21 protein-coding genes are annotated in these 23989 nt (G+C 71.3%); 13 read left to right on the top strand and 8 right to left on the bottom strand.

Translation table 11 applies throughout. The features are described from left to right. Positions 1–8: 8 nt before the first annotated feature. Positions 9–416, bottom strand: coding sequence for a YciI family protein (locus ACFU5F_RS03955; RefSeq protein ID WP_059078743.1), 408 nt, complete (start codon positions 414–416; stop codon positions 9–11). A 412-nt stretch (positions 417–828) separates the two neighbouring features. On the opposite strand from ACFU5F_RS03955, the gene ACFU5F_RS03950 reads away from it, so the two are divergent. The 3 genes from ACFU5F_RS03950 to ACFU5F_RS03940 all read left to right on the top strand — a co-directional run bounded on the left by ACFU5F_RS03950 (position 829) and on the right by ACFU5F_RS03940 (position 8345). Further along, positions 829–5097: a HAMP domain-containing protein gene (locus ACFU5F_RS03950; RefSeq protein ID WP_383881514.1), complete on the top strand. Its 4269-nt coding sequence runs from the start codon at positions 829–831 to the stop codon at positions 5095–5097. A gap of 76 nt (positions 5098–5173) precedes the next feature. Continuing rightward, a complete protein-coding gene (locus ACFU5F_RS03945; RefSeq protein WP_383881510.1) occupies positions 5174–7753 on the top strand; it encodes a SpoIIE family protein phosphatase in 2580 nt (859 codons plus the stop codon). 172 nt (positions 7754–7925) lie between these two features. Further along, positions 7926–8345 carry an ATP-binding protein gene (locus tag ACFU5F_RS03940; protein WP_383881507.1) on the top strand — a complete coding sequence of 140 codons (420 nt, stop codon included), beginning with the start codon at positions 7926–7928 and terminating at the stop codon, positions 8343–8345. A gap of 17 nt (positions 8346–8362) precedes the next feature. Here the strand turns inward: ACFU5F_RS03940 and ACFU5F_RS03935 are convergent, their stop codons facing one another. Further along, positions 8363–9214 (bottom strand): RNA polymerase sigma factor SigF, encoded by an 852-nt coding sequence (locus ACFU5F_RS03935; RefSeq protein ID WP_383881504.1) that lies wholly within the window; start codon positions 9212–9214, stop codon positions 8363–8365. Between the two features lie 350 nt (positions 9215–9564). Between ACFU5F_RS03935 and ACFU5F_RS03930 the strand changes: the two genes are divergently transcribed. The 3 genes from ACFU5F_RS03930 to ACFU5F_RS03920 all read left to right on the top strand — a co-directional run bounded on the left by ACFU5F_RS03930 (position 9565) and on the right by ACFU5F_RS03920 (position 11192). Further along, positions 9565–9768, top strand: coding sequence for a hypothetical protein (locus ACFU5F_RS03930; RefSeq protein ID WP_383881501.1), 204 nt, complete (start codon positions 9565–9567; stop codon positions 9766–9768). Continuing rightward, positions 9765–10694 carry an anti-sigma factor RsbA family regulatory protein gene (locus ACFU5F_RS03925; RefSeq protein ID WP_383881498.1) on the top strand — a complete coding sequence of 310 codons (930 nt, stop codon included), beginning with the start codon at positions 9765–9767 and terminating at the stop codon, positions 10692–10694. Before ACFU5F_RS03930 ends, ACFU5F_RS03925 begins: the two co-directional genes overlap by 4 nt. Before the next feature lie 69 nt (positions 10695–10763). Beyond that, positions 10764–11192 carry a VOC family protein gene (locus ACFU5F_RS03920; protein ID WP_383881495.1) on the top strand — a complete coding sequence of 143 codons (429 nt, stop codon included), beginning with the start codon at positions 10764–10766 and terminating at the stop codon, positions 11190–11192. A 12-nt stretch (positions 11193–11204) separates the two neighbouring features. Here ACFU5F_RS03920 and ACFU5F_RS03915 read toward each other — a convergent pair whose 3' ends face one another. Together ACFU5F_RS03915 and ACFU5F_RS03910 are read right to left on the bottom strand one after the other, a co-directional pair. Next, the gene (locus tag ACFU5F_RS03915; RefSeq protein WP_383881492.1) at positions 11205–11996 is read right to left on the bottom strand and encodes a restriction endonuclease; all 792 of its coding nucleotides are present in this window, start codon (positions 11994–11996) and stop codon (positions 11205–11207) included. A 120-nt stretch (positions 11997–12116) separates the two neighbouring features. Beyond that, a complete protein-coding gene (locus ACFU5F_RS03910; protein ID WP_383881489.1) occupies positions 12117–13265 on the bottom strand; it encodes a hypothetical protein in 1149 nt (382 codons plus the stop codon). A gap of 120 nt (positions 13266–13385) precedes the next feature. Between ACFU5F_RS03910 and ACFU5F_RS03905 the strand changes: the two genes are divergently transcribed. Then, the gene (locus tag ACFU5F_RS03905) at positions 13386–14060 is read left to right on the top strand and encodes a hypothetical protein (protein ID WP_383881487.1); all 675 of its coding nucleotides are present in this window, start codon (positions 13386–13388) and stop codon (positions 14058–14060) included. A 147-nt stretch (positions 14061–14207) separates the two neighbouring features. Then, positions 14208–15599 (top strand): PQQ-binding-like beta-propeller repeat protein, encoded by a 1392-nt coding sequence (locus tag ACFU5F_RS03900; protein ID WP_383881484.1) that lies wholly within the window; start codon positions 14208–14210, stop codon positions 15597–15599. A gap of 21 nt (positions 15600–15620) precedes the next feature. On the opposite strand, the gene ACFU5F_RS03895 is transcribed toward ACFU5F_RS03900, so the two are convergent. Further along, entirely contained in the window at positions 15621–16220 is a 600-nt protein-coding gene (locus ACFU5F_RS03895; RefSeq protein ID WP_383881481.1) for a sugar O-acetyltransferase, read from the bottom strand. Between the two features lie 56 nt (positions 16221–16276). Next, positions 16277–17689 carry a pyridoxal phosphate-dependent decarboxylase family protein gene (locus tag ACFU5F_RS03890; protein WP_383881597.1) on the bottom strand — a complete coding sequence of 471 codons (1413 nt, stop codon included), beginning with the start codon at positions 17687–17689 and terminating at the stop codon, positions 16277–16279. Positions 17690–17848: 159 nt separating this feature from the next. On the opposite strand from ACFU5F_RS03890, the gene ACFU5F_RS03885 reads away from it, so the two are divergent. Both ACFU5F_RS03885 and ACFU5F_RS03880 read left to right on the top strand, forming a co-directional pair. Continuing rightward, entirely contained in the window at positions 17849–18343 is a 495-nt protein-coding gene (locus ACFU5F_RS03885) for a MarR family winged helix-turn-helix transcriptional regulator (protein WP_383881478.1), read from the top strand. 246 nt (positions 18344–18589) lie between these two features. Continuing rightward, a complete protein-coding gene (locus ACFU5F_RS03880) occupies positions 18590–19453 on the top strand; it encodes an LLM class flavin-dependent oxidoreductase (protein WP_383881475.1) in 864 nt (287 codons plus the stop codon). Positions 19454–19587: 134 nt separating this feature from the next. On the opposite strand, the gene ACFU5F_RS03875 is transcribed toward ACFU5F_RS03880, so the two are convergent. Then, complete coding sequence (locus ACFU5F_RS03875; RefSeq protein WP_383881594.1) at positions 19588–20736, bottom strand: hypothetical protein; 1149 nt, start codon at positions 20734–20736, stop codon at positions 19588–19590. 437 nt (positions 20737–21173) lie between these two features. Between ACFU5F_RS03875 and ACFU5F_RS03870 the strand changes: the two genes are divergently transcribed. Together ACFU5F_RS03870 and ACFU5F_RS03865 are read left to right on the top strand one after the other, a co-directional pair. After that, positions 21174–21800: a class I SAM-dependent methyltransferase gene (locus tag ACFU5F_RS03870; RefSeq protein ID WP_383881472.1), complete on the top strand. Its 627-nt coding sequence runs from the start codon at positions 21174–21176 to the stop codon at positions 21798–21800. Between the two features lie 109 nt (positions 21801–21909). After that, positions 21910–22452 (top strand): DUF1707 domain-containing protein, encoded by a 543-nt coding sequence (locus tag ACFU5F_RS03865; protein WP_383881469.1) that lies wholly within the window; start codon positions 21910–21912, stop codon positions 22450–22452. A 134-nt stretch (positions 22453–22586) separates the two neighbouring features. Here ACFU5F_RS03865 and ACFU5F_RS03860 read toward each other — a convergent pair whose 3' ends face one another. Then, on the bottom strand, positions 22587–22877 hold the full coding sequence (locus ACFU5F_RS03860; protein WP_383881467.1) for a DUF6959 family protein: 291 nt from the start codon (positions 22875–22877) through the stop codon (positions 22587–22589). A gap of 199 nt (positions 22878–23076) precedes the next feature. On the opposite strand from ACFU5F_RS03860, the gene ACFU5F_RS03855 reads away from it, so the two are divergent. Continuing rightward, the gene (locus tag ACFU5F_RS03855; RefSeq protein WP_383881464.1) at positions 23077–23946 is read left to right on the top strand and encodes an endonuclease/exonuclease/phosphatase family protein; all 870 of its coding nucleotides are present in this window, start codon (positions 23077–23079) and stop codon (positions 23944–23946) included. Positions 23947–23989 lie beyond the last annotated feature (43 nt).

Raw genomic sequence — 23989 nt, 5'->3', positions numbered from 1 at the left:
CGATGGGGTCACTCCGTGATGGTGGGCGGAGCGGACAGGAACGGGCGCAGCTCCAGCCACTCGTGGATCGGCTTCCCGCCCGCCCCGGGGGCGGCCGACAACTCCCCGGCCAGCTCCACGGCGCGTTCATGGCTGTCGACGTCGATCACCATCCAGCCGGCGATGAGGTCCTTGGTCTCGGCGAACGGGCCGTCGGTGACCGGCGGACGCCCCTCGCCGTCGTACCGGACCCAGGTCCCCTCGGGGGCGAGCGCCTGGCCGTCCACGAACTCGCCGGTCTTCTCCAGCCGGGCCGCGAAGTCGTTCATGTACTGGATGTGTGCCGAGATCTCCTCCGGTGTCCACTGGTCCATCTGTACGTCGTTCACCGCGGCCGGTGCGCCGCGGTAGTGCTTGAGCAGCAGGTACTTGGCCATCGTGGTTCTCCTTGGTACCGGTGCGCCCATTGTGGTCGCGTTCGCACCGGGGACGGAGCCGGATGCGGGTTCTCGACATCACCGGCCAAGATTTTTTCGGAAACTTCCGAAGGGGCCCGCGGCGGCTTCGGCAGGGAGGCCGTCCGACGTCGGCCGAGGGCCCTGTCCAACCCTGCCGAGTGCCCCGCTCGCGGGCATGTATTCAGCCCCGGGCGGTATCTTTTCGGGGTGGCGCGGATCCCCGGATCAGGCTTTGGTTGTCGGACGACAACTGAGTTAACCTTCACCGAATTTTCTCATCGGGCGGATTCGTGAACTGCGGAAACGTGGGTGATGAGCGGGCCTGTCAGGGCCCGGCGCGGGTTCCGAGTCCTCGGCGCGGGGGCTCTTGGGGAGCGGAACGAGGGTGCGCATGAGCAGCAAGACGATCGAGGTCGCCGACCGGGCGCCCGGCGAGCAGGAGCTACGCCAGCTCCTGGCCGGACTGACCGCCGTCCGGGACGGTGACTTCGGGACCCGGCTGCCGTCCGACGGTGAGGGCCTGCTCGGTGACATCGCCACGGTCTTCAACGGCATGGTGGACCAGCTGTCCGTGTTCACGTCGGAAGTGACACGGGTGGCGCGGGAGGTCGGCACCGAGGGCACCCTCGGCGGTCAGGCCGAGGTGCCGGGCGTCTCCGGCACCTGGGCCGACCTGACCGACTCGGTCAACGCCATGGCGGGCAATCTGACGACCCAGGTGCGTGACATCGCGCAGGTGGCGACCGCAGTCGCCAAGGGCGATCTGTCGCAGAAGATCGACGTACCCGCGCGCGGCGAGATCCTGCAGCTGAAGGAGACCGTCAACACGATGGTCGACCAGCTCTCCGCGTTCGCCGACGAGGTCACGCGCGTCGCCCGTGAGGTCGGCAGCGAGGGACGGCTCGGCGGTCAGGCGCAGGTGCCGGGCGTCGGCGGTGTCTGGCGCGACCTGACCGATTCGGTCAACTTCATGGCGGGTAACCTCACTTCCCAGGTCCGCAACGTCGCCCAGGTCACCACGGCGGTGGCGCAGGGTGATCTGTCGCAGAAGATCACCGTGGACGCGCGCGGCGAGATCCTGGAGTTGAAGAACACCATCAACACGATGGTGGATCAGCTGTCCGGTTTCGCCGACGAGGTCACGCGCGTCGCCCGCGAGGTCGGCACCGAAGGACGGCTCGGCGGGCAGGCGGACGTCCAGGGCGTCAAGGGCACCTGGCGCGACCTCACGGACTCCGTGAACTTCATGGCGGGCAACCTCACCGCGCAGGTCCGCAACGTCGCCCAGGTGGCCACGGCGGTGGCGCAGGGTGATCTGTCGCAGAAGATCACCGTCGATGCGCGGGGCGAGATCCTGGAGTTGAAGAACACCATCAACACGATGGTGGATCAGCTGTCCGGTTTCGCCGACGAGGTCACCCGCGTCGCCCGCGAGGTCGGCACCGAGGGCAACCTCGGCGGACAGGCCATCGTCCGGGGCGCGTCGGGGACCTGGAAGGACCTGACGGACAACGTCAACGTGATGGCGTCGAACCTGACCGGACAGGTTCGCTCGATCGCCCAGGTCGCCACCGCCGTCGCGCGCGGCGACCTCTCCCAGAAGATCACCGTCGAGGCCAAGGGCGAGGTCGCGGCCCTCGCGGACGTCATCAACACCATGGTCGACACGCTCTCCGCGTTCGCCGACGAGGTCACCCGCGTCGCCCGCGAGGTCGGCACCGAGGGACGCCTCGGCGGCCAGGCCCACGTGCCGAACGTCGCGGGCACGTGGAAGGACCTCACCGACAACGTCAACTCCATGGCCAACAACCTCACCGGCCAGGTCCGCAACATCGCCCTGGTGACGACGGCGGTGGCCGGCGGCGACCTGTCGAAGAAGATCGACGTCGACGCCCGCGGCGAGATCCTGGAGCTGAAGACCACCATCAACACGATGGTCGACCAGCTGTCCTCGTTCGCCGCCGAGGTCACCCGCGTCGCCCGCGAGGTCGGCAGCGAGGGCCGGCTCGGCGGCCAGGCCGAGGTCGAGGGCGTCGAGGGCACCTGGAAGCGCCTCACCGAGAACGTCAACGAGCTCGCCGGGAACCTCACCCGCCAGGTCCGCGCGATCGCCGAGGTCACCAGCGCCGTCGCCGAGGGCGACCTGACCCGCTCCATCACCGTGGAGGCGTCGGGCGAGGTCGCCGACCTCAAGGACAACATCAACTCCATGGTGGAGTCCCTGCGGGAGACCACCCGGGCCAACCAGGAACAGGACTGGCTCAAGACCAACCTGGCCCGGATCTCCGGCCTGATGCAGGGCCACCGCGAACTGCCCGTCGTCGCCGAACTCATCATGGACGAGCTCGCGCCCCTCGCCTCCGCCCAGTACGGCGCCTTCTACCTCGCCGAGGACACCGAACGCGGTCCGGAACTGCGGCTGGTGGGCTCCTACGGCTACCCCGACGACACCGACCGGCCCGAGCGCATCCCCGTCGGACGCTCCCTGGTCGGCCAGGCCGCCCGCAACCGCCGCCCCATCAGCGTCGAGGAGCTGCCGCCGAACTACGTGACGATCTCCTCCGGTCTCGGGGAGGCCGTGCCCAGCGCCCTGGTGGTGCTGCCCATCGTGGTCGAGGACCAGGTCCTCGGTGTCATCGAACTGGGCTCCGTCACCCCCTTCACCCAGATCCACCAGGACTTCCTCTCCCAGCTGATGCCGACCATCGGCGTCAACCTCAACACCATCGTGGCCAACGCGCGCACCGACGAGCTGCTGGGGGAGTCCCAGCGGCTCACCGCCGAACTCCAGGCGCGCTCCGAGGAGTTGCAGGTCCAACAGGACGAACTGCAGCGCTCCAACGCCGAACTGGAGGAGAAGGCGTCCCTCCTGGCCTCGCAGAACAGCGACATCGAGGCCAAGAACCTGGAGATCGAGCAGGCCCGGCAGGAACTGGAGACCCGCGCACAGCAGCTGGCGCTGGCGTCGAAGTACAAGTCCGAGTTCCTGGCGAACATGAGCCACGAACTGCGCACCCCGCTCAACAGCCTGCTGATCCTGGCCCAGTTGCTGGCCCAGAACCCCTCCCGCAACCTGACGCCCAAGCAGGTCGAGTACGCGGGCATCATCCACTCGGCGGGCTCGGACCTGCTGCAGCTGATCAACGACATCCTCGACCTGTCCAAGGTCGAGGCGGGCAAGATGGACGTCACCCCCGAACGGGTGCCGCTGCGCAAGCTGCTGGAGTACGTCGAGGCGACGTTCCGCCCCATGACGACGCAGAAAAGCCTGGACTTCACGGTCGCCACCGCGCCGGGCACCCCCGTGGACCTGCTCACCGACGACTCCCGGCTGCGGCAGATCCTGCGCAACCTGCTGTCGAACGCCGTGAAGTTCACCGAACACGGCGGTGTCACCCTGCGTATCGAGCCCGCGGCCGACCGGGAGGTGCCCACCGGCGTCCTGCGCGGCGGCGCCGTCGTGGCCTTCCGGGTGAAGGACACCGGCATCGGCATCCCCCAGCAGCAGCTGGAGACGATCTTCGGAGCCTTCCAGCAGGCCGACGGCACCACCAGCCGCAAGTACGGCGGCACCGGCCTCGGCCTGTCCATCACCCGGGAGATCGCCCATCTGCTCGGCGGCGCCGTCACCGTCGACAGCACGCCCGGCCAGGGCAGCACCTTCACCCTCTACCTGCCCGTCGCCCGCGCGGACTTCGAGGAAGTGCTCGACGGCGGCGGCGCGCTGACGGACCACCCGCACACCGACGGCCGTGAACTGCCCCCGGCCGACCGCCCGGACACGGCCGCTCCCACGGCACACGAACAGCGTCGCCGCCGTCTGCTGGTGGTGGAGGACCGCCCGCGCGGGCTGCTGACCCTCGTCGCCGAACGCGCGGTCGCGGACCTCGCACCCGGCGACGACCCGCCCGGGGCGATCGACATCATCACCGCGATCGGCGCCCAGGAGGCGGCGAGCACGCTGGCCGCCGAACCCTGCCACTGCGTGGTCCTCGAACTCGGCATGCCCGACGGCGAGGGCGCCCGCCTGCTGGAGGCCATGGAGGGCGACTCGGCGCTCGCCAGCGTGCCCGTCCTCGTGCACACCGGTCACCGCGTGGACCTGGCACACGAGCAGACCCTGCGCACCCGCGCCGAGGGCCGCCCGCTGGACTTCCTCTCCAGCCTCGACGAACTGCGCGAACGGATCACCCTGCACCTGTCCGCCGAGGAGCCGGGGGACGTGCTGTCCCTGGTCCGCGCCGACGAGTCCCAGCGCCCTCCCGCGCAGGTCGTCGACGGCGCCTTCCTCGGCCGTACGGTGCTCGTGGTCGACGACGACGCGCGCAACCTCTTCGCGCTGAGCGGCATGCTGGAACTCCACGGCTTCCAGGTCCTGCACGCCGACAACGGCCGCAGGGGGATCGAGATGCTGCTCGCCCACCCGGACATCTCACTGGTGCTGATGGACGTGATGATGCCTGAGATGGACGGGTACTCGGCCACCTCGGAGATCCGCTCCATGCCCCAGTACGCCGAACTGCCCATCATCGCCGTCACCGCCAAGGCCATGCCCGGCGACCAGGAGAAGAGTCTCGCCTCGGGCGCGAACGACTACGTCACCAAGCCGGTCGACACCAACGACCTCATCGGCCGCGTCCGACGCTGGCTGTCCGTATGACGAGGACACCCGCCGCCCCGCGCACCAGCCGACCCCGTGGTGTCCACGGACACCCGAGCCGAGGAACAGGTCGAACGTGAGCACTCCCCATCAGCCGGCCGAGCCGCAGGACACCGGCGCGTCGACGGACGGGCCGTCCGCCGCCGACCCGACGGCGGACGTCGGCCTGCTGTCCGACGACCCCTTCGACATGCTGTCCGTCGCCCGCGACGACCTTCCGGCCGCGACCCGCCCGAAGGAGGGCGAGGAGGCGGAGCAGAGCGGGACGGACGGGACGGAGACGGACGAGAGCGCGGACGACGGCACAGGGCCCTCGTCCCCCGTCGGCCGGCTCGCCGCGACCGTGGAGCGACTGCGCCGCGAGGTGCAGGAGGCCCAGGCGGAGGCCGACGGGCGGGCCCTGATCGAGCTGGCGAAGGGCATCCTCGTCGAGCGGCTCGGCTGCGGGCCCTCGCAGGCGGCACGGCAGCTCACCGAGCTGACCGAACAGGCGGGCGTGACACCCCTCGAATTCGCCGTCGACGTCATCAACCAGGCCGCGCGCGACCGGCTCTCCGAGGTCACGACCACCTTCCTCGCGATCACGGAGGGCCGCGCCGACGCCCCCGACCGGCCGGGGGGCGGCTCCCCGGCCGTACGGCTGCGGACCGCCGAGAGCGGCGCGCTGGCCGCCCACGACGCCCAGGCCGTGGCCGACTCCCTGCTGGAACACGCGCTGACCCCGCTCGGTGCGGAGGCGGTGGCCATCTGGGCGCTGGGTGCCGACGGCTCCCTCACCCTGGCGGGCAGCGCCGGCTTCCCGGCCGCTGAGGCGGCCCGCTGGCGGTACGTCCCGCCGGGGGTCGCCACGGTGGCCCGTCACGGGCTCGGCGAGCGGAGGGGCCACTGGATCGGCTGCCTGTCGGAGACCGGCCTGCCCTCCATCGGCCGGCACCACCACCCCGACGGAGGCCGGGCCGCCGTACCCGCGGGCGCCGGAGGCCGCATCCACGGCGTGCTGGAGATCGTCTGGCCCACCCCGCTGCAGCCCCAGCCCCCGCAGATCGTCCGCCAGATCGAGGCGCTGGCCGAGCTGTGCGCGCACGCCCTGGAGACCTACGTCCCGGACCACGCCGACGGGCAGACCCGGGCCGAGACCAAGCCGGACGTCGCCGAACTGATCCACCTCGCCGACGGTCTGCACGACCCCGCGCTGGTGCTCGTCCCGTACCTGGACGCCACCGGGGAACTCGTCGACTTCCGCATCCAGCACGTCAACAGCCGCTTCCTCGACCCGGCCGGCCGGCCGCGTGGGGTCGTCAACGGAGCCCTGCTCCTGGAGACGTATCCGATGGCCGCCGGCGAGAGCGAGCTGTTCGGGCAGGTCGAGCGCGTCTACGCCACAGGTGAGCCGTTCCGGGCCCGCCGTATGCGGCTCACCTCCCTGGTGGACGAGGTCCCGCTGGCGGCGGTCGCCGACATCAACATCAGCCGGCACGGCGGCAGCGTGCTGCTCATCTGGCGTGTGGAGGACGAGACCGCCCGGCTGGCGAGCCTGCTGCAGCACGCCCAGCGTCTCGGCCGCATCGGGGGCTTCGAGGAGAACCTCCTCACCGGCGAGATCACCTGGAACGGCCAGCTCTACAGCCTCTACGGCAAACCGTCCGTCAGCGGCCCGGTCCCGCTGGAGGACCTGCCCGCCCATGCCCACCCCGACGACGCCGTCGCCATCGGCAGGTTCCTGCGCACCCTGCTGCACCATCGCCGCCCCGCGTCCGCGGCCTTCCGTCTCCAGCGGCCCGACGGCGTCACCCGGCACATCCGCGTCGTGGCCGAACCCGTCCTCGACTCCGACGGCCGGCTGTTCGTGGTCCGCGGCGCCTACCAGGACATCTCCGCCCACCACTGGACGGAGGTCGCCCTCGCCGCCACCCGTGACCAGCTCGCCCATTCCGAGCAGCAGGCGAGCGAACGCGACCGGCTCACCCTCCAGCTCCAGCACGCGATCATGCCGCCGGCCCAGGCACCCCTGGAGGCCCCCGGGCTGCGCGTGGCCGTGCGTTACCGGCCCGCCGAGACCCAGAACCTGGTGGGCGGCGACTGGTACGACGCGGTCGTCCTGCCGTCCGGGCTGGTGCTGCTGTGCGTGGGAGACGTCGCCGGACACGGCATAGAGGCCGCCACCAGCATGGTGGTCCTGCGCAACGCGCTGCGCGGACTCGCCGTGACCGGCGCGGGGCCGGGCCAGCTGCTGTCCTGGCTCAACATGGTGGCCCACCACCTCACGGGAGCGGTCACCGCCACGGCCGTCTGCGGCCTGTACGACCCCGACCGCCACACCCTGCGCTGGGCCAGGGCCGGCCATCTGCCGCCCGTCCTGGTGCGCGCCGGTGAAGCGACACCGCTGCCCTTGGTCAAGGGCCTGCTGCTCGGCGCGCTGCCCGAGGCCACCTACGAGGAGCACGAGGCCCAACTGGCCGTCGACGACACCCTGCTGATGTACACCGACGGCCTGATCGAACGCCGTGACCGGTCCGTGGAGGAATCACTGGCCCAGCTGCTGACGGCCGCGCGCACGGTCCCGCCGACGCTCGACCAGCAACTGGACCGCCTGCTCACCCACAGCAAGTCCGACACGGACGACGACACCTGCCTCGTGGGCGTCCAGGTGGCCTAAGGCCCTTGTACCGCCTGCCGACCGCGACCGCGCGCCCGCACCCGGGCGACGGCCCGGATCCGGACGTTCACGACCTCTCCGCCCGACGGGACGTCTGTGAACGCGAGAGACGGGCACTCGGACCGTACGACGACGGTTTCGAGGACGGTTCGAGGACAGAACGGGGAAGCCGGTGACGATCAAGGCGAAGGGCTGGGCACATTCGTTTCCCGTGTCCGGGGGAGTACGGGCCGGCCGGCGGTGGACACGCAGGACGTTGGAGTCCCTGCCGTGGACCGCCGCCGAGCCGCAGACGGTGGACGCCATCGTTCTCGCGGTGTCCGAACTGCTCACCAACGCCCATGTGCACGCACACAGCGACGCGCGTCTCATCCTCACCTGGGACGGTGAGTGCCTCCAGGTGAGCGTCCACGACGAGGACCCCACACTGCCGCGCCAGCGCAATCCGCAGGCCGGTGAGGTCTCGGGCCGCGGCGTGGGCATCGTACGGATGCTCGCCGACGAGCTGGAGATGACGTGCCAGCGGCACGGCAAGACGGTGTCGGCGTGTTTCCGTCCGGCCGGTACCGGCCGGACGGAGGACGACGGCTGAACGCGGAGGCGACCGGTTCAGTTCGTGGTGAGCATGCCCCGGCGCAGGCGGGTCAGGGTGCGCGAGAGGAGGCGGGAGACATGCATCTGCGAGCAGCCGAGGTGTTCGGCGATCTGGGCCTGGGTGAGTTCCTCGACGAACCGCAGGTGGATGATCCGCCGGTCGCGGTCACCCAGCTCGGCCAGGAGCGGGGCCAGGGCGTGGAAGTCCTCGACGAGCTCCATGCCGGCGTCCTCGCTGCCGATGAAGTCCGCGAGCGCCGCCTCCCCGGTCTCGTCGCCGCCGATGGCGGCGTCGAGGGAGGAGGAGTTGTAGCCGTTCGCGGCCAGGCGCGCCTCGATGACCTCCTCCTCGGAGAGGTTCATCAGCTCGGCCAGTTCCCTGACCGTCGGGCCGCGGCCCAGACGGCTGCTGAGTTCGTCGGTGGCGCGGGCGAGTTCGACACGGGCTTCCTTCAGACGCCGGGGCACATGGACGGCCCAGGAGGTGTCGCGGAAGAACCGCCTGATCTCGCCGACGATGTAGGGGACGGCGAAGGTGGTGAACTCCACCTCGCGCGAGAGCTCGAACCGGTCGATCGCCTTGATCAGGCCGATCATGCCGACCTGGACGATGTCCTCCATCTCGTCCGCGCCCCGGCTGCGGAACCGGCCGGCCGCGTAGCGGACGAGGGAGATGTTCATCTCGATCAGGGTGTTGCGCGCGTACTGGTACTCGCGGGTCCCCTCTTCGAGGACGGTCAGCTGCTCGAAGAACAGCTTCGACAGGGAACGCGCGTCCCGGGGCGCCACCTTCAGCGGATCGGAGACTTCCGGCAGCCGAACGGTGGTGTGACCGACGTTCGTCCCCACAGTCGTTGTCGCCGTCATCCTTGCTTTCCTCTCTCGCTGGTCAGCCGGCCTCCGTCCGTGGACTCGGCCGCCGGCGTGGCGCCTACCCCGTCTGCCCGCGGTCATGCCTGCGTGTTTCGCGAACGTTCCGGGGCATCCGAGGGGTATCCGCACGGGTTATACGATGACGTGTCCGTAGCTCGCTGGGGCAGCCTGAGGCAGGGAGAGAGAACGTGGACGTCTCTCACGGCGCGGACAGGACGGTGCCCGGGTCGTCGCGTGGCGGCGCGGTGCTGGAGATCCGCTCTCTGCCCGGTCGTCCTGGTATTCGTGCTGCTGGAGAAGTCAACGTGATCACCCGATCGTCCTGGGAAGAAGGACTGGAGGGTTTGGCAAGCGTCCACACGGACGTCTCGTTCGTGGAACTGTCCGACCTGATGTCCATCGACGTCGGCGGCGCGGCGGCGCTGGCGGTCACCGCGCAGCGGCTGGACAGCGGCCGCATCGTCGTGGACCGCCCGCCGCCGGAGCTGGAGCGCATCCTGCACATCTTCTGGCCCGGCCATACGAGGATCGAGGTGGCGGCACGATGAGTACGGCCACTTCCGGTGAACGCTTCGTGCACCCGGCGCTGTTCTACCGGGGCCCGGAGCAGTACCTGGCCGGCACGGTGCCGTTCCTGGCGGAGGGTCTGGCCGCCGGAGAGGCCGTCGCGGTCGCCGTTCCCGGCCCCAACCTCGAACGGATCAAGGCAGGGATGGGAGCGAGCGCCGCCGAGGTCGAGTTCCTCGACATGACCCGGGTGGGCCGCAACCCGGGGCGGATCATCCCCGGTGTCCTGCGTGCCTTCGCCGACGCCCATCCGACGCGCCGGGTACGGATCATCGGAGAGCCGATCTGGGCCGGCCGCTCGGCCGCGGAGTACCCGGCGTGCGTCCAGCACGAGGCACTCATCAACGCCGCCTTCCAGGGCCGTGAGGTGACGATCCTCTGCCCGTACGACGCGGACGGCCTGAAGCCGGAGGTGCTCGCCGACGCCCACGCCACGCACCCCGTCGTCATCGACACCGGCGTCGAACGGACCAGCGACGCCTACGATCCCGACCGCGTCGTCGCCCACTACAACCAGCCGCTCGTCCACCCACCCGGGGCCGCGTCCCTGTCCTTCGACGCCGAAGCGCTCCCCGAGGCCCGCACCTTCGCGGTCCGCGAGGCCCGGCAACTGGGCCTCGACGAGGACCGACGGCAGGATCTGATGCTGGCGGTGGCGGAACTGACCACCAACAGCGTGGTGCACGGCGGTGGCACGGGAACCCTGCGGATCTGGGCGGACGGCGAGCAGATCGTCTGCGAGGTCCAGGACCGGGGCCGGCTGACCGATCCGCTGGCCGGCCGTCGGCCACCGGCCCGTGACCAACTGGGCGGGCGAGGACTGATGCTGGTCCACTACGTCGCCGACCTCGTACGCCTCCACACCGCGCCGGACGGCACCACGGTCCGCTTCCACCTCCACCGCTGACGGACCCGCCCCGTCAGCCGCGACCGCCCCGTCCACCTCGCCCACGCCGGGCGGGGATAGGGTGCGCGGATGTCATCGATCAGGCAGTTCCAGGTCACCTTCGACTGCGCGGAGCCCGAGCGCCTGGCTCGCTTCTGGTGCGAGGTGCTCGGGTACGAAGTACCGTCCCCGCCGCAGGGATTCGGCACATGGGACGAATTCCACCACTCCCGGTCCCCGGAGGACCGGGGCTCCTGGTTCGCCTGCGGCGACCCCTCGGGTGTCGGCCCGCGACTGTACTTCCAGCGTGTTCCCGAGGGCAAGATCGCCAAGAACCGGGTCCATCTCGACGTGCGGGTCGGCACCGGACTCGTGGGTGAGGAACGCCTGGCCACGCTGGAGGCCGAGTGCACGCGCCTGCTCGCGCTGGGCGCGGTCCGTGTGCGGCTCCTGTACGACGGCACCGATGCGTGCATCGTGATGCAGGACCTCGAGGGCAACGAGTTCTGTCTCGACTGAGTTCTTCCTCGCCTACCCGGCCGCCCCTTCCGTGAGGGGAACCTCCCAGGGACAGGGGCCGGTGCCCTCCGTCCACGAGCGAAGGGCCTCCCCGTCCACGCAGACGATCCCGCACTGTTCGGCGTACTCCAGGGCCGGCGCGGTGAAGTCGCTGGTGGTGACCAGTGCGGCCACGTCGGCCTCGTGGACGGTGAAGCAGGTACCGCCGAAGCGCTGCAGATCCTGGGAGCCGACCCGGTGCGAAGCGCCGTACTGCTTGCACTGGATGACGATCCGGCTCCCGTCGGGTGCCGCGGCGACCACATCGGCGCCGAGGTCCCCTGCCCCGCCCACGACCTCGACGGCGGTGCAGCCGTCGCGTTCGCAGAGGGCGGCGACCGCCTCCTCGAACTCCTCGGGTGTCAGGGCGTCGTAGTCGGCATCGACGGTGTCGTCGGCGGCCGGGCGCGGACGGGGAACCGTCAGCGCCTCGGTCTCGGCTCCGGCCCGGGCTTCGGCCTCGGCCTCCAGACAGGCGGCGGCTTCCCTCGCCGCACGGTCGAGTGCCCCCGCCGCTCGGCGTGCCGCGCTCGCCACGTGCCACCGGCGCCGCAGACGCAGGGAACCCACGACACCCGCGACAGCCACCACGACCAGGACGAACACCCAGGCAGGGCGCCGCTCCAGAGCGCCGGCCACCGTGTGGACCGCGAAGCCCACCATGCTGACGACCATGGCGAGAAGGACGAAGAACAGGGCGGTGGTGCGGAGGTCGAACCCTCGTCGGCGGTTCGCAGGCGCTGTACGTCGCGTGGGTGTGGTCACGGCATGCCCCCTCGTAGGACCGATGAGAAGATCAACTCACCGTGTGCCCAAGATCGAGAAGTTCACCGTCCCGCCGCCGCACCGGGCGACGGCGGGTGCTCCGCCGGCCTCGTTTCCGAGTCAACTCAGCGTCCATATACGGATGGTGTCGCCGGTGTCGGAGACGGTGTACCAGGTGCCGTCACCGAGTGCCCTCGGCGGGCCGGACACCGGCTCGGGGTAGACGACCCGGTCGCCCAGGCCCGTCCGGGTCAGGTCGATGAGCCAGTGCCGGCCCTCTCCGTGCTGCTCGTCGCTCTCGACCGTCCCGGCGATCGCGGTCGCCTCGTCGACGAAGCCTCCCTCGTAGTCCCAGAAGGCCTCGGTCTCGGTCTCGATCTCCTCGTCGTCCGCGCCGGTGTCCGTGTCGGGGTGCCCCGGAACGGCCTCGGCGCTCAGCTCGGACCGCGCCGAACCGTCGGCCACCGCGTGCACGGCGAGGGTGTCCTGATCATGGGACACCGTCAGGAGACGGTCGCCGCACGGGCTCACCGCCATGAGGATCCTGTCCTCGCCCCCGTCCTCCTCCTCGAAGTACGAGACGCGGAGCGTCCGGCCGTCCCAGCGTCCCCATCGCAGCCGGGAGCCGTCCTGGCCCTCACCGATGGACAGGCCCATCTGCGCGGGATCCGGATGCGGTACATGGACCGATCCGGCGGCCGTCGCCCGTGCGTCCGCCCGCGCCAGCACATGCCCTTGGGCGGCGTCGACGACCAGCCACTCCTCCGCCGGCGGCTCGGTCGCTTCCTCGTGGTCCTCGGCCAGGGGTCCGAGGACATGAACCCAGACCACGGTTCCGTCCGACGAGAACGCGGCCGATCCGCTGTTCGCGTACCGGTGGTCGCCGCTGTCGGCGTACTCGTCGTACGACTGGTGCCTCTCGTGCGGCTCACGGCCGGAACCGGCCCAGCAGCGGTGCCGGATCTCCCATTTCACAGCGCCGGTCCGGTCCACCGCCCGCACCGCGTCGACCCCGGTGAAGACGGCCACGCCGAGGTCCGGGGACACGGCGCACCCACCGAACCGGCGGGGCCAGGGCGCCGGAAAGCGGATCGGCGCGGACCCGTCGGACCCGTCTGCCGACTGATCCAGGACCAGCGCCACCAGCTCGGTGTCGCCGCGCTGCACCAGCAGCCGCCTCCCCGGCCACTGCTCCACATACGGGGCCCCGGCCTCGGCGGGGTCGAGCGGGGCGGCGTGCGTGGCGACGGGACGAGCCGATGCGGTCACGGGTTCTCCGACGTACGAAGGGATCTTGCGGACACCCTACGAGGGGGTACCGACAACGCGTTCGCTCGGGCGGAACGCATCGCTGGAGACCCGCTCCGCCGTGAGAACCTTGCCCTGATCATGATCGGCGTCGAGCCCGGAGTGTGGGACATGACCGTGAACCGGCCGGGGCTGCCCGGGGATCTGCCGTCGGCGGAGGTGCTGTGGGCGCGCTGGGCGCTCATCGCCGTGCTGGAGGCCCGTACGGCGGACGAGCGTGCGGGGGGCCACCGCACGGGAACCTGGGTGGACGGCGAAGGGCTCCACCTGGACGACGCCGGCTGTACGTGGTGGGGCTTCGCACGGCGGGGCGCGGACCGGTACGTGCTCTTCGGCGAGGACGAGTCGAGTGCGGTCAAGTGGCACAGGCCGCCGGTCGACATGCTCGGCGACGCCCCCGAATGGCTCCCGCACGAGCGGCTGCGGGACCTGCTGGACGGGTACGAACTGGGCTGCGTCTACTGGTACGAGAAGGGCACCTGGGCCCGTGCCCCGTACCCCTCCACGCTGGACGACGACGGGCTCGACTGCGGCATGAGCCGCTTCGTCGACAGGAAGGACGTCCTGCGGGTGATCGCCGACGAGGACCACGGCGCCGTGCCGGCCCACCACGCCGAGACCCTGCTGGAACACGCCGAGACCTACCGGCTGACGCCGGACGTCCTGCTCTCCCTGGTCACCGGGCCCGGCTGCGCGGAACAGGCCCGTCCCGCGATGCTCAGGGCGCTGGAGGCGGCGGGCCTGCACCGCCCGTAGACCTGCGGTCCTCGCGGTGCAGCGTCCCTTGCCGTCGGCGCCGTGCATGAGGGAGGATCCGATGTCCGCCGGGCCACGGTGATCAGGCGGGCACGCCGTTGGAGGGCTGCGGTCATGCGCTGGGGAGAGCCCGGGTGGACGGACGACATGGCATGGAGGAGACGGTTCGGTCTCGCCATGGTGGCCGTAGGCGCGTCGATCATGCTGCTGGTGCCGCTGGCGCGATGGCACGTGCAGGCGGAGTCGTCGAGCCCGTCGGAGCGGTCGGACGCCAGGCCCGACCTGGTGACCGGCGCGCAGGGCGCCTTTCCCGCTCCTCTCGGAACGACGGCGCCCCTCGCGCCGGACCACGTCGCCCGGCCCACGACGACCAACGACGCCATGGTGCACGGGCTGGGCATCAGGGCGACGGACACCGGTGTGCGTGCCGTGAACCTGCGAACGGGCAAGCAGTACTGGCGTTATGAGCGCCGGAGCAAGGGCGTCTGGTACCCGTGGGTCGAGGTGTCGGAACGTACCGTGGTGGTCTGGTTCTCCGACGGGAGAATCACCGCCGTCGACCTGCGGACGGGCAAGCCGCTGTGGCACAAGCGGAGTCGGCTCGCCGTGAGCGAGCGGACCAGGCTCGGCCGGATCGTCGGCGGGCAGGTGGTCACCGAAGTGCCGGGCGGCGTGAGCGCCTTCGCCGAGCGCGACGGCCGGACTCTGTGGACGGCACGGCCGCGCGGCTCTCGCGGTGACGGCACGTGCGACGAGACGCCCGTGAGGGCCGTGCACGCGTTTCCCGATCATCTGAGTACCGTCATGGTGAGCTGCGACACCCTGACCACCAGGAAGCAGCGCATCGATCCCGACGAGGAGTCGCCGGAGATCGAGGTCGACGCCGACAAGAGTTTTGGCATCCTGCTCGGTGTCGACAACCGTACCGGCGACGTCCTCTGGCAGCGGCGCTCCGGTGCCGACGAGGAGTTCGGCAAGGGCGACGACAACACGCTGGTGGCCCTCGATCCGTACGGGTCCACGCCGCGCATCGACCTGCTCGACGTGGACCGCGCGGGTGCGTCCCGGCGCGCCGGCATCACCGTGAAGGAGGAGTGGCTGAGTGCCGCCGGCGACGGCGTCGTGGTGTCGACCATCGACCCGGAGGTCTACGCGTTCGACTCGAACACCCTCCTGAGCGTCCACGACACACAGGACGGGCGCCTGCTGTGGAAGCTGCCCGCCCCGTCCCGTCAGGTGTACGGCCACCCCGTGGTGGCCGACGGCCGGGTGTACGTCGTACGGCAGGCGGACCTCGTCTATGGAGACGTGCACGATCTGTCCGACGCCGACCTGCTCGTTCTCGACGCGCGTACCGGACGTCCGCTGCACACCGTGCGGCTGCCCGCCTTGGCCAAGCCGAAGAAGGCCGGCAGCAGTACCGTCCTGGATCTCCATGTCGGCGACGGGGTTGTCCGCGTCAGGTGGGCGGGCGGGGAGAAGGACCTGTTCCTGGTCACGGACCGACCGCTTCGGCCGGTTCCTCGGCTCCCCGGCTGATCGGTCTCCCGCCTCCTCGGATCAGAGGGGAGCACGTGTGGTGAGGTCCTCCTCCGTGATGGCGCGTACCACCCGGCAGGGGGTCCCCATGGCGACGGTCATCGGGGGAACGTCGCGGCTGACGACGCTTCCGGCGCCGATGACCGACCCGTAGCCGATGCGGACGCCGGGCAGGACCACGGCATTGCTGCCGATCCACACCTTGTCCTCGATCACGATCGGTTCGGAGAACCGCCCGAAGTCGGTGCGTCGGGAGGGATGCACCGGGTGGCCCGTCGTGGTCAGCGTGACGCTGGGAGCGATCATGACGTCGTCGCCTATGCGGATGTCGACGTCGTCGACGAACGTCAGGTTCACGTTCCCGAAGAAGTCGTCGCCGATGTGTACGTTGCTGCCGAACCCGGCGTGGAACGGCGGCAGCAGCACCGTGCGCTCGCCGACCGAGGCGAAGATCGCGACGAGGAGCGAGCGCCGCTCGTCCGTCGCGCTCGGTGGAGTGTGGTTGTACTCGAAGATCTGCTCCGTACGGCGCCGAGGGGCCTGAAAGGCCGCTTCCGACTCGGTGTAGACGAGCCCCTTGGCGATCCGGGCCAGGACTTCTTCCTCGTGCGAGTCCGTCACAACGGGACGCTCCCTCGGTCGACTTGCCGGGTACGGACCCTACGCGGCCGGCTCGATCAGGGGGAAGCGGCCAGGGCCGGCCCCTCCGGCGCGCGCCGAGGTCGGTGGACGTCACGGGCGAGCCGTTCGACCCGGGCGTGCAGGTCCTCGACGTGGTGCTCCGACTCAGGCTTCATGAGAACGCTGCGCAGGATGCGGGCGCCGTCGCTGTCCGCGGTGATCTTGGGGTGCCGTGCGGTGAAGGCCTCGCGGTCGGCCCTGAAGGTGCTGAGGAAGACGGGGTCGGGGCCGGTCATGCCGTCGGTCAGGATGCGGGCGGAAGCCTCGTCGACGGCGGTCAGGGTGGCCGGGTCGGCGGTGGGGAAGTAGCTGACGATGTCCAGCTCGGGCCGCTGGTAGAGCGCGAGGTGGTCGGACTCGTCGATGAGCCGTGCCCAGTCCAGCGCCGCGCGCCGGCCGGCCGCCAGGACCTGTCCGAGGCCGGCCGGTGTGGGCGGGAGCAGCTGGAAGGTGAGCCACAGGGCGGCGGCCGAGGCGCCGGCGCGTGAGCACTCCAGGCTGATCTCGCCGAGATGGAGGTCGGCCGAGGTGAAGTAGGTGTAGGGCGAGTCGTGGAGGTAGAAGCGGCCGACCTCGGGATCGCGGAAGAGGACGGCGCCGCAGCCGTAGGGCTGGAGGCCGTGCTTGTGGGGGTCGACCACGAGGGAGTCGGCCCGGGCGATGGCCCGCCAGGGCTCGGGGGGCAGTCCCGCGGGGCCGTCGGCGCCGGCGAGGAGGGTGAAGAACCCGCCGTACGCGGCGTCGACGTGGACCCGGACGCCGTGGCGTCGGGCGAGGGGAAGGATCTCGTGGACGGGGTCGACGGCACCCAGTCCGGTGGTGCCGGTGGTGACGACGACGGTGCCGACCTCCCCGGTGCGCAGGACGTCCTCCAGTGCGCCGAGGTCCATACGGCCCCGCTCGTCGGTGGGCACGGGACGACCCTGCATGCCGAGGACGTGGCCCATGCGGCTGTGGGTGTAGTGGGCGTCGGCGCTGTACGCGATCCCCCGGCCGGGGTGGAGTTCGCGGGCCACGAACAGGGCTTCGAGGTTGGCGATCGTGCCGCTGGTGGTGAGGTGGCCCAGGTGGGTGTCGAAGCCGAACATCGCCGCCAGCTGCCCGACGACCTCCCGTTCCATCGCCGCGGTGGCGGGGCCGCCGTCCAGGGCGTGGTTGTTGGGGTTGATCAGCATCGCCGTGAGGTAGCCGACCACGGCCGCGGGGTGCGGCGGCTTGAGCATCTGGCCCGCGTAGTGCGGGTGGAAGAAGGGGTAGTTGTCCTTGAGGCGTCCGGTGAACCGGGTGAAGGCCTCGGCGAAGCGGTCGTCGTCCACCTGGAGGGACGGGTGGGGCTGGTAGGGGCCGAAGGTGTCGGCCCAGTCCTGTATCGCCTGGGCGGCTCGGCCCAGCCAGTGCTGCAGGTCCATCGACTCCATTGACGTCCCTCTCACGGTCGCTCTCGGGGTGCTGGGGTGTGGGGGAGAATTTAGTTGACTAAGCAGCGATTGACTAGTCAGCAATTGAAGCGACAGTGGATGATCAAGCAGTAGGTGATCCGGCAGTAGGTGACCAGTAGACTCGCGACGATGAACGACACACCCGAGCCGAACGCTGCGGCGGCGGCCGCACGGGCCGCCAACAGCGGGCTCGTGCGGGACTTCGGCCTGCTGATCAAGTCCGCGACCCGTATGGAACAGCGGATCGATGCCGCGCTGCGCCGCGAGTGCGGCATCAGCCACACCATGCTGGAGGTGCTCATCCGGCTGTGCCGACGGCCCGGAGAGGAAGTCTCGCAGCGGCAGCTGGCCGACGACCTCACCCTCACCAGCAGCGGCACGACCCGCTTGATCGACCGGATGGAGGGGGCCGGCCTGGTCCGCCGTGTGCCTGCGCCCGGCGACCGGCGGGTGGCCCTGGTGGAGCCGACCACCGAGGGCCGTACGACCTTCCTCCGGGGCGCCGCCGTCCACGCCCGCGTGGTGGAGGAGTTCTTCGTGAGGCCACTGGCCGCCGCGGACTACACCCGGCTGACCGGCGCCCTGAGCGAGATCGACCGGGCGCTGCGCGAGGCCACCGACTGACAGGGCGGTCGCGAGGGCGTCCGCGCCCCCGCCTTGCCCGAGGGAGGGGACCGCTGGCGGACCGGTGGCGACGGGACGGCGTGCGAAGGTCGACCACGCGTGGCCCGCACGTGACGACGACCGCGCCCCGGGCGGCGGACGGCCGGAACGCCGGGCGGCGGGCCCCGGCGGGCGGCGGGTGCCCGGTGGCCGGCAGCCGGAAGGCGCCGTTGATCCACTCGTCGTCTGCCGCGTAGGTTCGCTCGCATGACGAACGTACGGATCGGTGTGATGCACGACCGGGACTGGGCCCCGGAGGGACTGCCCGACTTCGCCCGGCGGGCCGAGGCGCTCGGTGTGGACGACCTGTGGGTGGTGGAGGACCTCGGCTGGAACGGCGGTGTGTCCGCGGCGGCTGTGGCCCTGGGGGCGACGCGGCGCCTGCGGGTGGGCATCGGTATCGCCCCGGCCCCGTTGCGCAGCCCGGCACTGCTGGCGATGGAACTGGCTACGCTGGCGCGGGTGTTCCCCGGGCGACTGGTCGCCGGCATCGGGCACGGTGTGCGGGAGTGGATGGCCCAGGTCGGCGTCGCACCCCGCTCCCCCCTGGCCCTGCTGGAGGAGACGATCACCTCCGTGCGCGCGCTGCTGCGCGGTGAGCGTGTCGACCTGGCCGGACGTGAAGTGCGGCTGGACGGAGTGAAGTTGGTGCATCCGCCGGCCGAGGTGCCGCCGGTCGTCGCGGGGGTCGTGCGCGCCCGCTCCCTCGAACTGTCCGGCCGGGTCGCCGACGGCACGCTGATCGCCGAGGGCCACGGTCCGCGCGATCTCGAACGCATCCGCGAGCTGACCGCCAAGGGCGCCACCGGCGACCACACCCTGACGGTCTTCGCCTTCGCCTGCGTCGGTGACGACCCCGACGCGGTGGCCCGCACCCTGCACCCCCATACCGAGGGCCACGGTGCCTGGCTGGGCCGCCCCCAGGAGGAGGTCTTCACCGTCTCCGGCGACGCCGCCGGTGCCGCCGCCGGGATCCGTGAACTCGCTGAGGCCGGCGCGGACACGGTCGTCCTGCGCTTCGTGGGCGAGAACCCGCTCGGGCAGCTGGAGGCCGTACTGACGGCCCGGTGATCATTGTCGGCCCGAGACGCCACGGCCGGGTGACCTTCCCCGGGCCGCACACGAGGCGAGGCGCACGTCCGGTACGCCGACCGTGAGGCGGGGTCCGGCCCGATGTCCCGGGCCGGACCTCCGGTACCGAACGGTCAGCGTTCGGGGGCGACCGGAGGGGTGTCCGTGCTGTCCGTGCTCTCCTGCCCCGGGTCGTTCTCCTGGCCCTGGTTCTCGTCGTCCTGGGGCCCGGCGGCGGGGCGTGAAGCCTTGGCGCCCACCTTGAAACGCTCCAGTGTGCGCGTCAGTTGCTGGAACGCGGACATCGCCGGCGCCCCGGACGGCCGGTGCGGCGCGGGAGCGGCCTCGGCGGCCTCCCGATAGGCGGCGAGCGCCTCGTGGGCACGCTCGGTCGCCTCCCGGTACAGGTCCCGGGACTCCGTCATGACCCTGAGCGCCTCGGCGTACGAGGCCACGCGTTGCCGTTCCCGAATCAGCTCCTCCTCCAGCGTGAGGACGTGCCAGTCCTTGCGCAGCGCGGAGAGGGCGTCACCGGCCCCGTCCGGCAGCGGCCGGAGCAGGGAGTCGAACCGCGACACCGCCGCGACGAGGTCGGCCGGCTCGGAACCGTCCAGGAACACCGTCCGTACGGTGAAGTCCTCCGCGTCGTACCCGGACGGGGCCGGGGAACCGGGCAGCACCGCCGCGCCGCCGCGCGGAACCTCCACGCCGAACTCCCGCAGCGCCCAGTTCACGACCCGCAGCTGATGCGGCGCGGCCCGGTGCTCGACGATCCGGTGCCGCAGGCTCGGCGGCAGCCACCGTGCCAGGGGCAGCCGACCGCGCTCGTCGGTGGTCATGGCCTCGTGGACCACGACATGCACGCCCCAGCCGCTGCGCCCGGAGTCCCTGAGCACACGGCGTACGTCCTTGTCGTCCTCGGGCAGGGCGTTGATCCTGCTCAGCGACAGGCCCGTCGCGGCGTCGTGGTCCCAGTCGCCGTACTCCGGCCAGAACCGGGTGACGGGGGACGGCCACGCCGGGTCCCACGGCTGTTCCGCCTCCGCGAGGAGGGTCCACTCCCGCCCGCCGCCCGCGTCGGCCGCGAGGCCGAGTCGGGCACGTACGGTCACCTCCTCGGCCACCCGCCAACGGGCCTCGAAGACCCGCTCCGACGCGTCGCCGTCGGCGTCCGGCACTTCCAGGAAGTCGTCGATGACTTCACTGTCCTTGAGCTGTCGCAGGGTGCGGCGGAGTACGTCCTCCGCGTCGGGCCCGACATGGCGGCCGCGAGCCGGCCACACCGTCGGAGGAGTCGTGGGACGAGCTGGGGAAGTCGGCATGAGTCCATCGGGGAGCAGGGGCACCTGTGCGTACACCAGTATCGTCACCGCGATACGCCGAGATCACCCGGGGTCCCGCCCGGCCGCCCCTTGTGCCGCGCACACTGCCCTGCGGAGGGCGAACGCTGCCCGCCCTCCGGGCCAGGAGGTGTGCTCCGACCAGGAACGCGCGCCCGGAGACCCACGGCGGCCGTGGTCGTTTCGCCCGTCAGTTCGTCGCGTCCGACAGGGTGGAGCGCGCCCGCCGGGTTGACCGGGGCCTTGCTGGCGATCGGCCGCGGCCGGCGCCGGTACGCGCACGGCGGGCCGCGGGATCGCCACCCCTCCGCGTATCGTGCGAGGGCACCGTCCTCGCCCCTGCCGGGCGAGGCTGACGCCGACCGGAAGGCATGCTGCACATGACCGGGCAACGCGATCGCTGGGCGGAACTGACCGGCGGACGGGCCGGAGAGGAGTACGCGCGGCGTTTCGCCCGGCTCGCCGAGTCGGGCCAGGACGTCCACGGCGAGGCGGCTTTCTGCACCACGCTGCTGGACTCCCCGGCCCGGGTACTCGACGCCGGCTGCGGCACCGGCAGGATCGCGATCCGGCTCGCCGAGCTGGGCCACGCGTGCACCGGCGTGGACGTGGACCCGTCGATGCTGGCCGTGGCCCGGCGCAACGCCCCCGCACAGGAATGGCTGCTGGGCGATCTGGCCCGCCTCGACACCCTCGGCCTGAAGCAGGACTTCGACCTCGTCCTCGCCGCCGGAAACGTCATCCCTCTGTTGGCTCCCGGCACCGAACCGGCCGTCGTCCGGCAGTTGGCGGCCGCACTGCGTCCCGGTGGACTGCTGGTCACGGGCATGGGTCTCGACGCGGCACACCTGCCCCTGCCCGAACCACCGCTGACACTGGGGGATTTCGACCACTGGTGCGCCGAGGCCGGCCTGACTCTGCAGCAGCGCTTCTCCACCTGGAGCGCCGAACCCTACGCCGACGGCTGCGGCTACGCGGTGAGCGTGCACGCCCGTCCCACCACCTGAGTCCGGTGCGTGCCCCTCCGCGCCCGGCGCAACGGCGGAGGCCTGGTCCCTGCGGGCTTTGGCGCGTTCTCCTCGTCGGCCGGGCAGCGGGCGGCACTAGAGTGCGACGGTGACTGCTCTGCCGCAGGACCGGACTCCACCGATCAGCGACGAGGACCGCGACACCGCCGTGCGGCGCGTCCAGGAGGCGTACGCCGAAGGACACTTCTCGCACGACGAACTGGAGGAACGCCTCCACCAGGTTCTCACCGTCACCACGCACGGCGCACTGGACGCGGCCCTGGCCTCGCTCCCGGAAGGGAGAGCGGCGACCACGTCCACGATCGCCGCCGCGAGTGGACGGATTCGGCGGCGGGGCGGGTGGCGGGTTCCCCGGTTCCTGAAGGTCGAGTCCGCATTCGGCAGGGTACGGCTGGATCTGTCCCGGGCGGTCATCGAGCACGCGGTGGTCGACATCGAGCTGCAACTCGGCACCGGCGGGGCCAGGATCACTGTTCCTCGCGACGCGGTCGTCGACCTCGAGGATCTGCGCACCGGGTGGAAGGACTCGCGCTACAGGCCTCCGCGGCGTTCCACCGGCGACGGGCCGCTGATCCGGATCTCCGGGACCATGGGGTTCGGACGGTTGAGGATCCGCCACGCACGACGCTGAGCCGTCGATTCCCTTCGGGGTCGCGTCACGTACATCTCCCACTGTCCTGTCGGGGGGCCGGGGGGCCGGGGGGCAACCCCCGGGCCCGCACCCAGGAGTGCAGCCGCTGCGCGTGCGGTGCCGCAGCCGGGCGGTCAGGGGGCCTGGCGCGAGGGGGTGCTGAAGGGGACGGGGATGTCGTGCGCCCGGAGAGCCTCGGTGTAGCGGGTCAGCAGGTCGTCCATGCCGGACAGGAGGATGGCTGCCGCCTCGCGGGCCTCGCCGATGTCGCCCTGGTCGCAGGCTTCCACGATGTCGGCGACGTCGGAGCGGATGATCGACAGGGAGTCGCCCTGGATCAGTACGCCCGGGTAGCGGCGCTGGGGGAGACGGACGACCGCGTCGTTGCCCGGGTCCGTGAACAGTTCAGCCTCGATACGTTCCATCCGGTCATCCAATCGCACTCTGTCGGGTGTCGGGTGTCGGGTGTCGGGTGTCGGGTGTCGGCGTCGGTGTCGACACCGGTGCCGGCGGCTGACGGCCGTCGGGGTCCGGGGGCCGCCGCGACGACGGCCGGGAGCGGCCCGGGGCCAGAGGGGTCACAGCTTCGTCCCATACCCTCAGGCGTGAGGATGGTGACGTCGGATGCCACCACGGACCCACATCGAGGAGGCGGCGGTGTTCGGAAGGGGCACGCGGTTGTTCGCGGGTGCCGTGGCCGTGGCCTGTGTGGCGCTCGTCGGTCCGAGCGCCCCTGGTGACGGCCTCTTCGTCAGGTCGCTTCCCGCGGACGCCGTCAAGCAGGTCCACCCGGACCGCGTCATGACGTGGAACATCTGCAACCCCTGCGACGAGAGCAACGTCGACCGGGCCGCGGAGATCGCCGCGGTGGCGCCCCAGGTCATCGGCCTGCAGGAGGCGTGCGTGCGCGACGTGGAGAGGATCCGGGAGTATCTGGAGACCTTCCACGGCCTCGTGTACCACGTCGAGTACGGCTCGGTTCTCGGGAGTTGGAGCCGGTGCGGGGGAGCGCCGTGGCGCCCGGGAGGCTTCGGGCAGGCCATCCTGTCGGCGGCGCCGTTGACGGACCGGGTCGGCGTGGAGTACCCGGAGGGCGGGTCGGAGGACCGTGGGTACATGGCGGTCACCGCGATGGTGGACGGTCAGCCGGTGCGGGTCTTCAACACGCACCTCGCCCAGCGGCGCCAGGAGGCGATCCGTGCGGACCAGATCGACGTGCTGGCCGAGGAGGTGGCCCGGTACGACCGCGCGATCGTACTGGGTGACTTCAACGCCGTGCCGGACGCTGCCGAACTGGCCCCGATGTGGAAGGTGGCCACGGACGCGGACACCGCGTGCCGACCCCCGTCCCGAGGGGAGTGCGGTCTGACCACCGACTGGCAGAGCAAGTTCGACTACGTTTTCCTTCGGGGTGTCTTGCCGCTGGCCCAGCGGGTGCGGCTCTCCGAGTCCTCGGACCACAATCTGGTGTACGCCGACGTGGACCCGACCTGAGCCGGTGTGACGGTCGTGGGAGCCGTCGGGCTGCCGAGGAGGC

It is taken from the genome of Streptomyces sp. NPDC057438 (genome assembly GCF_042802995.1).
Classification (GTDB): domain Bacteria; phylum Actinomycetota; class Actinomycetes; order Streptomycetales; family Streptomycetaceae; genus Streptomyces.
Note: the sequence above shows the minus strand (reverse complement) of the source record. Positions and strands in the feature narration are given on the sequence as shown.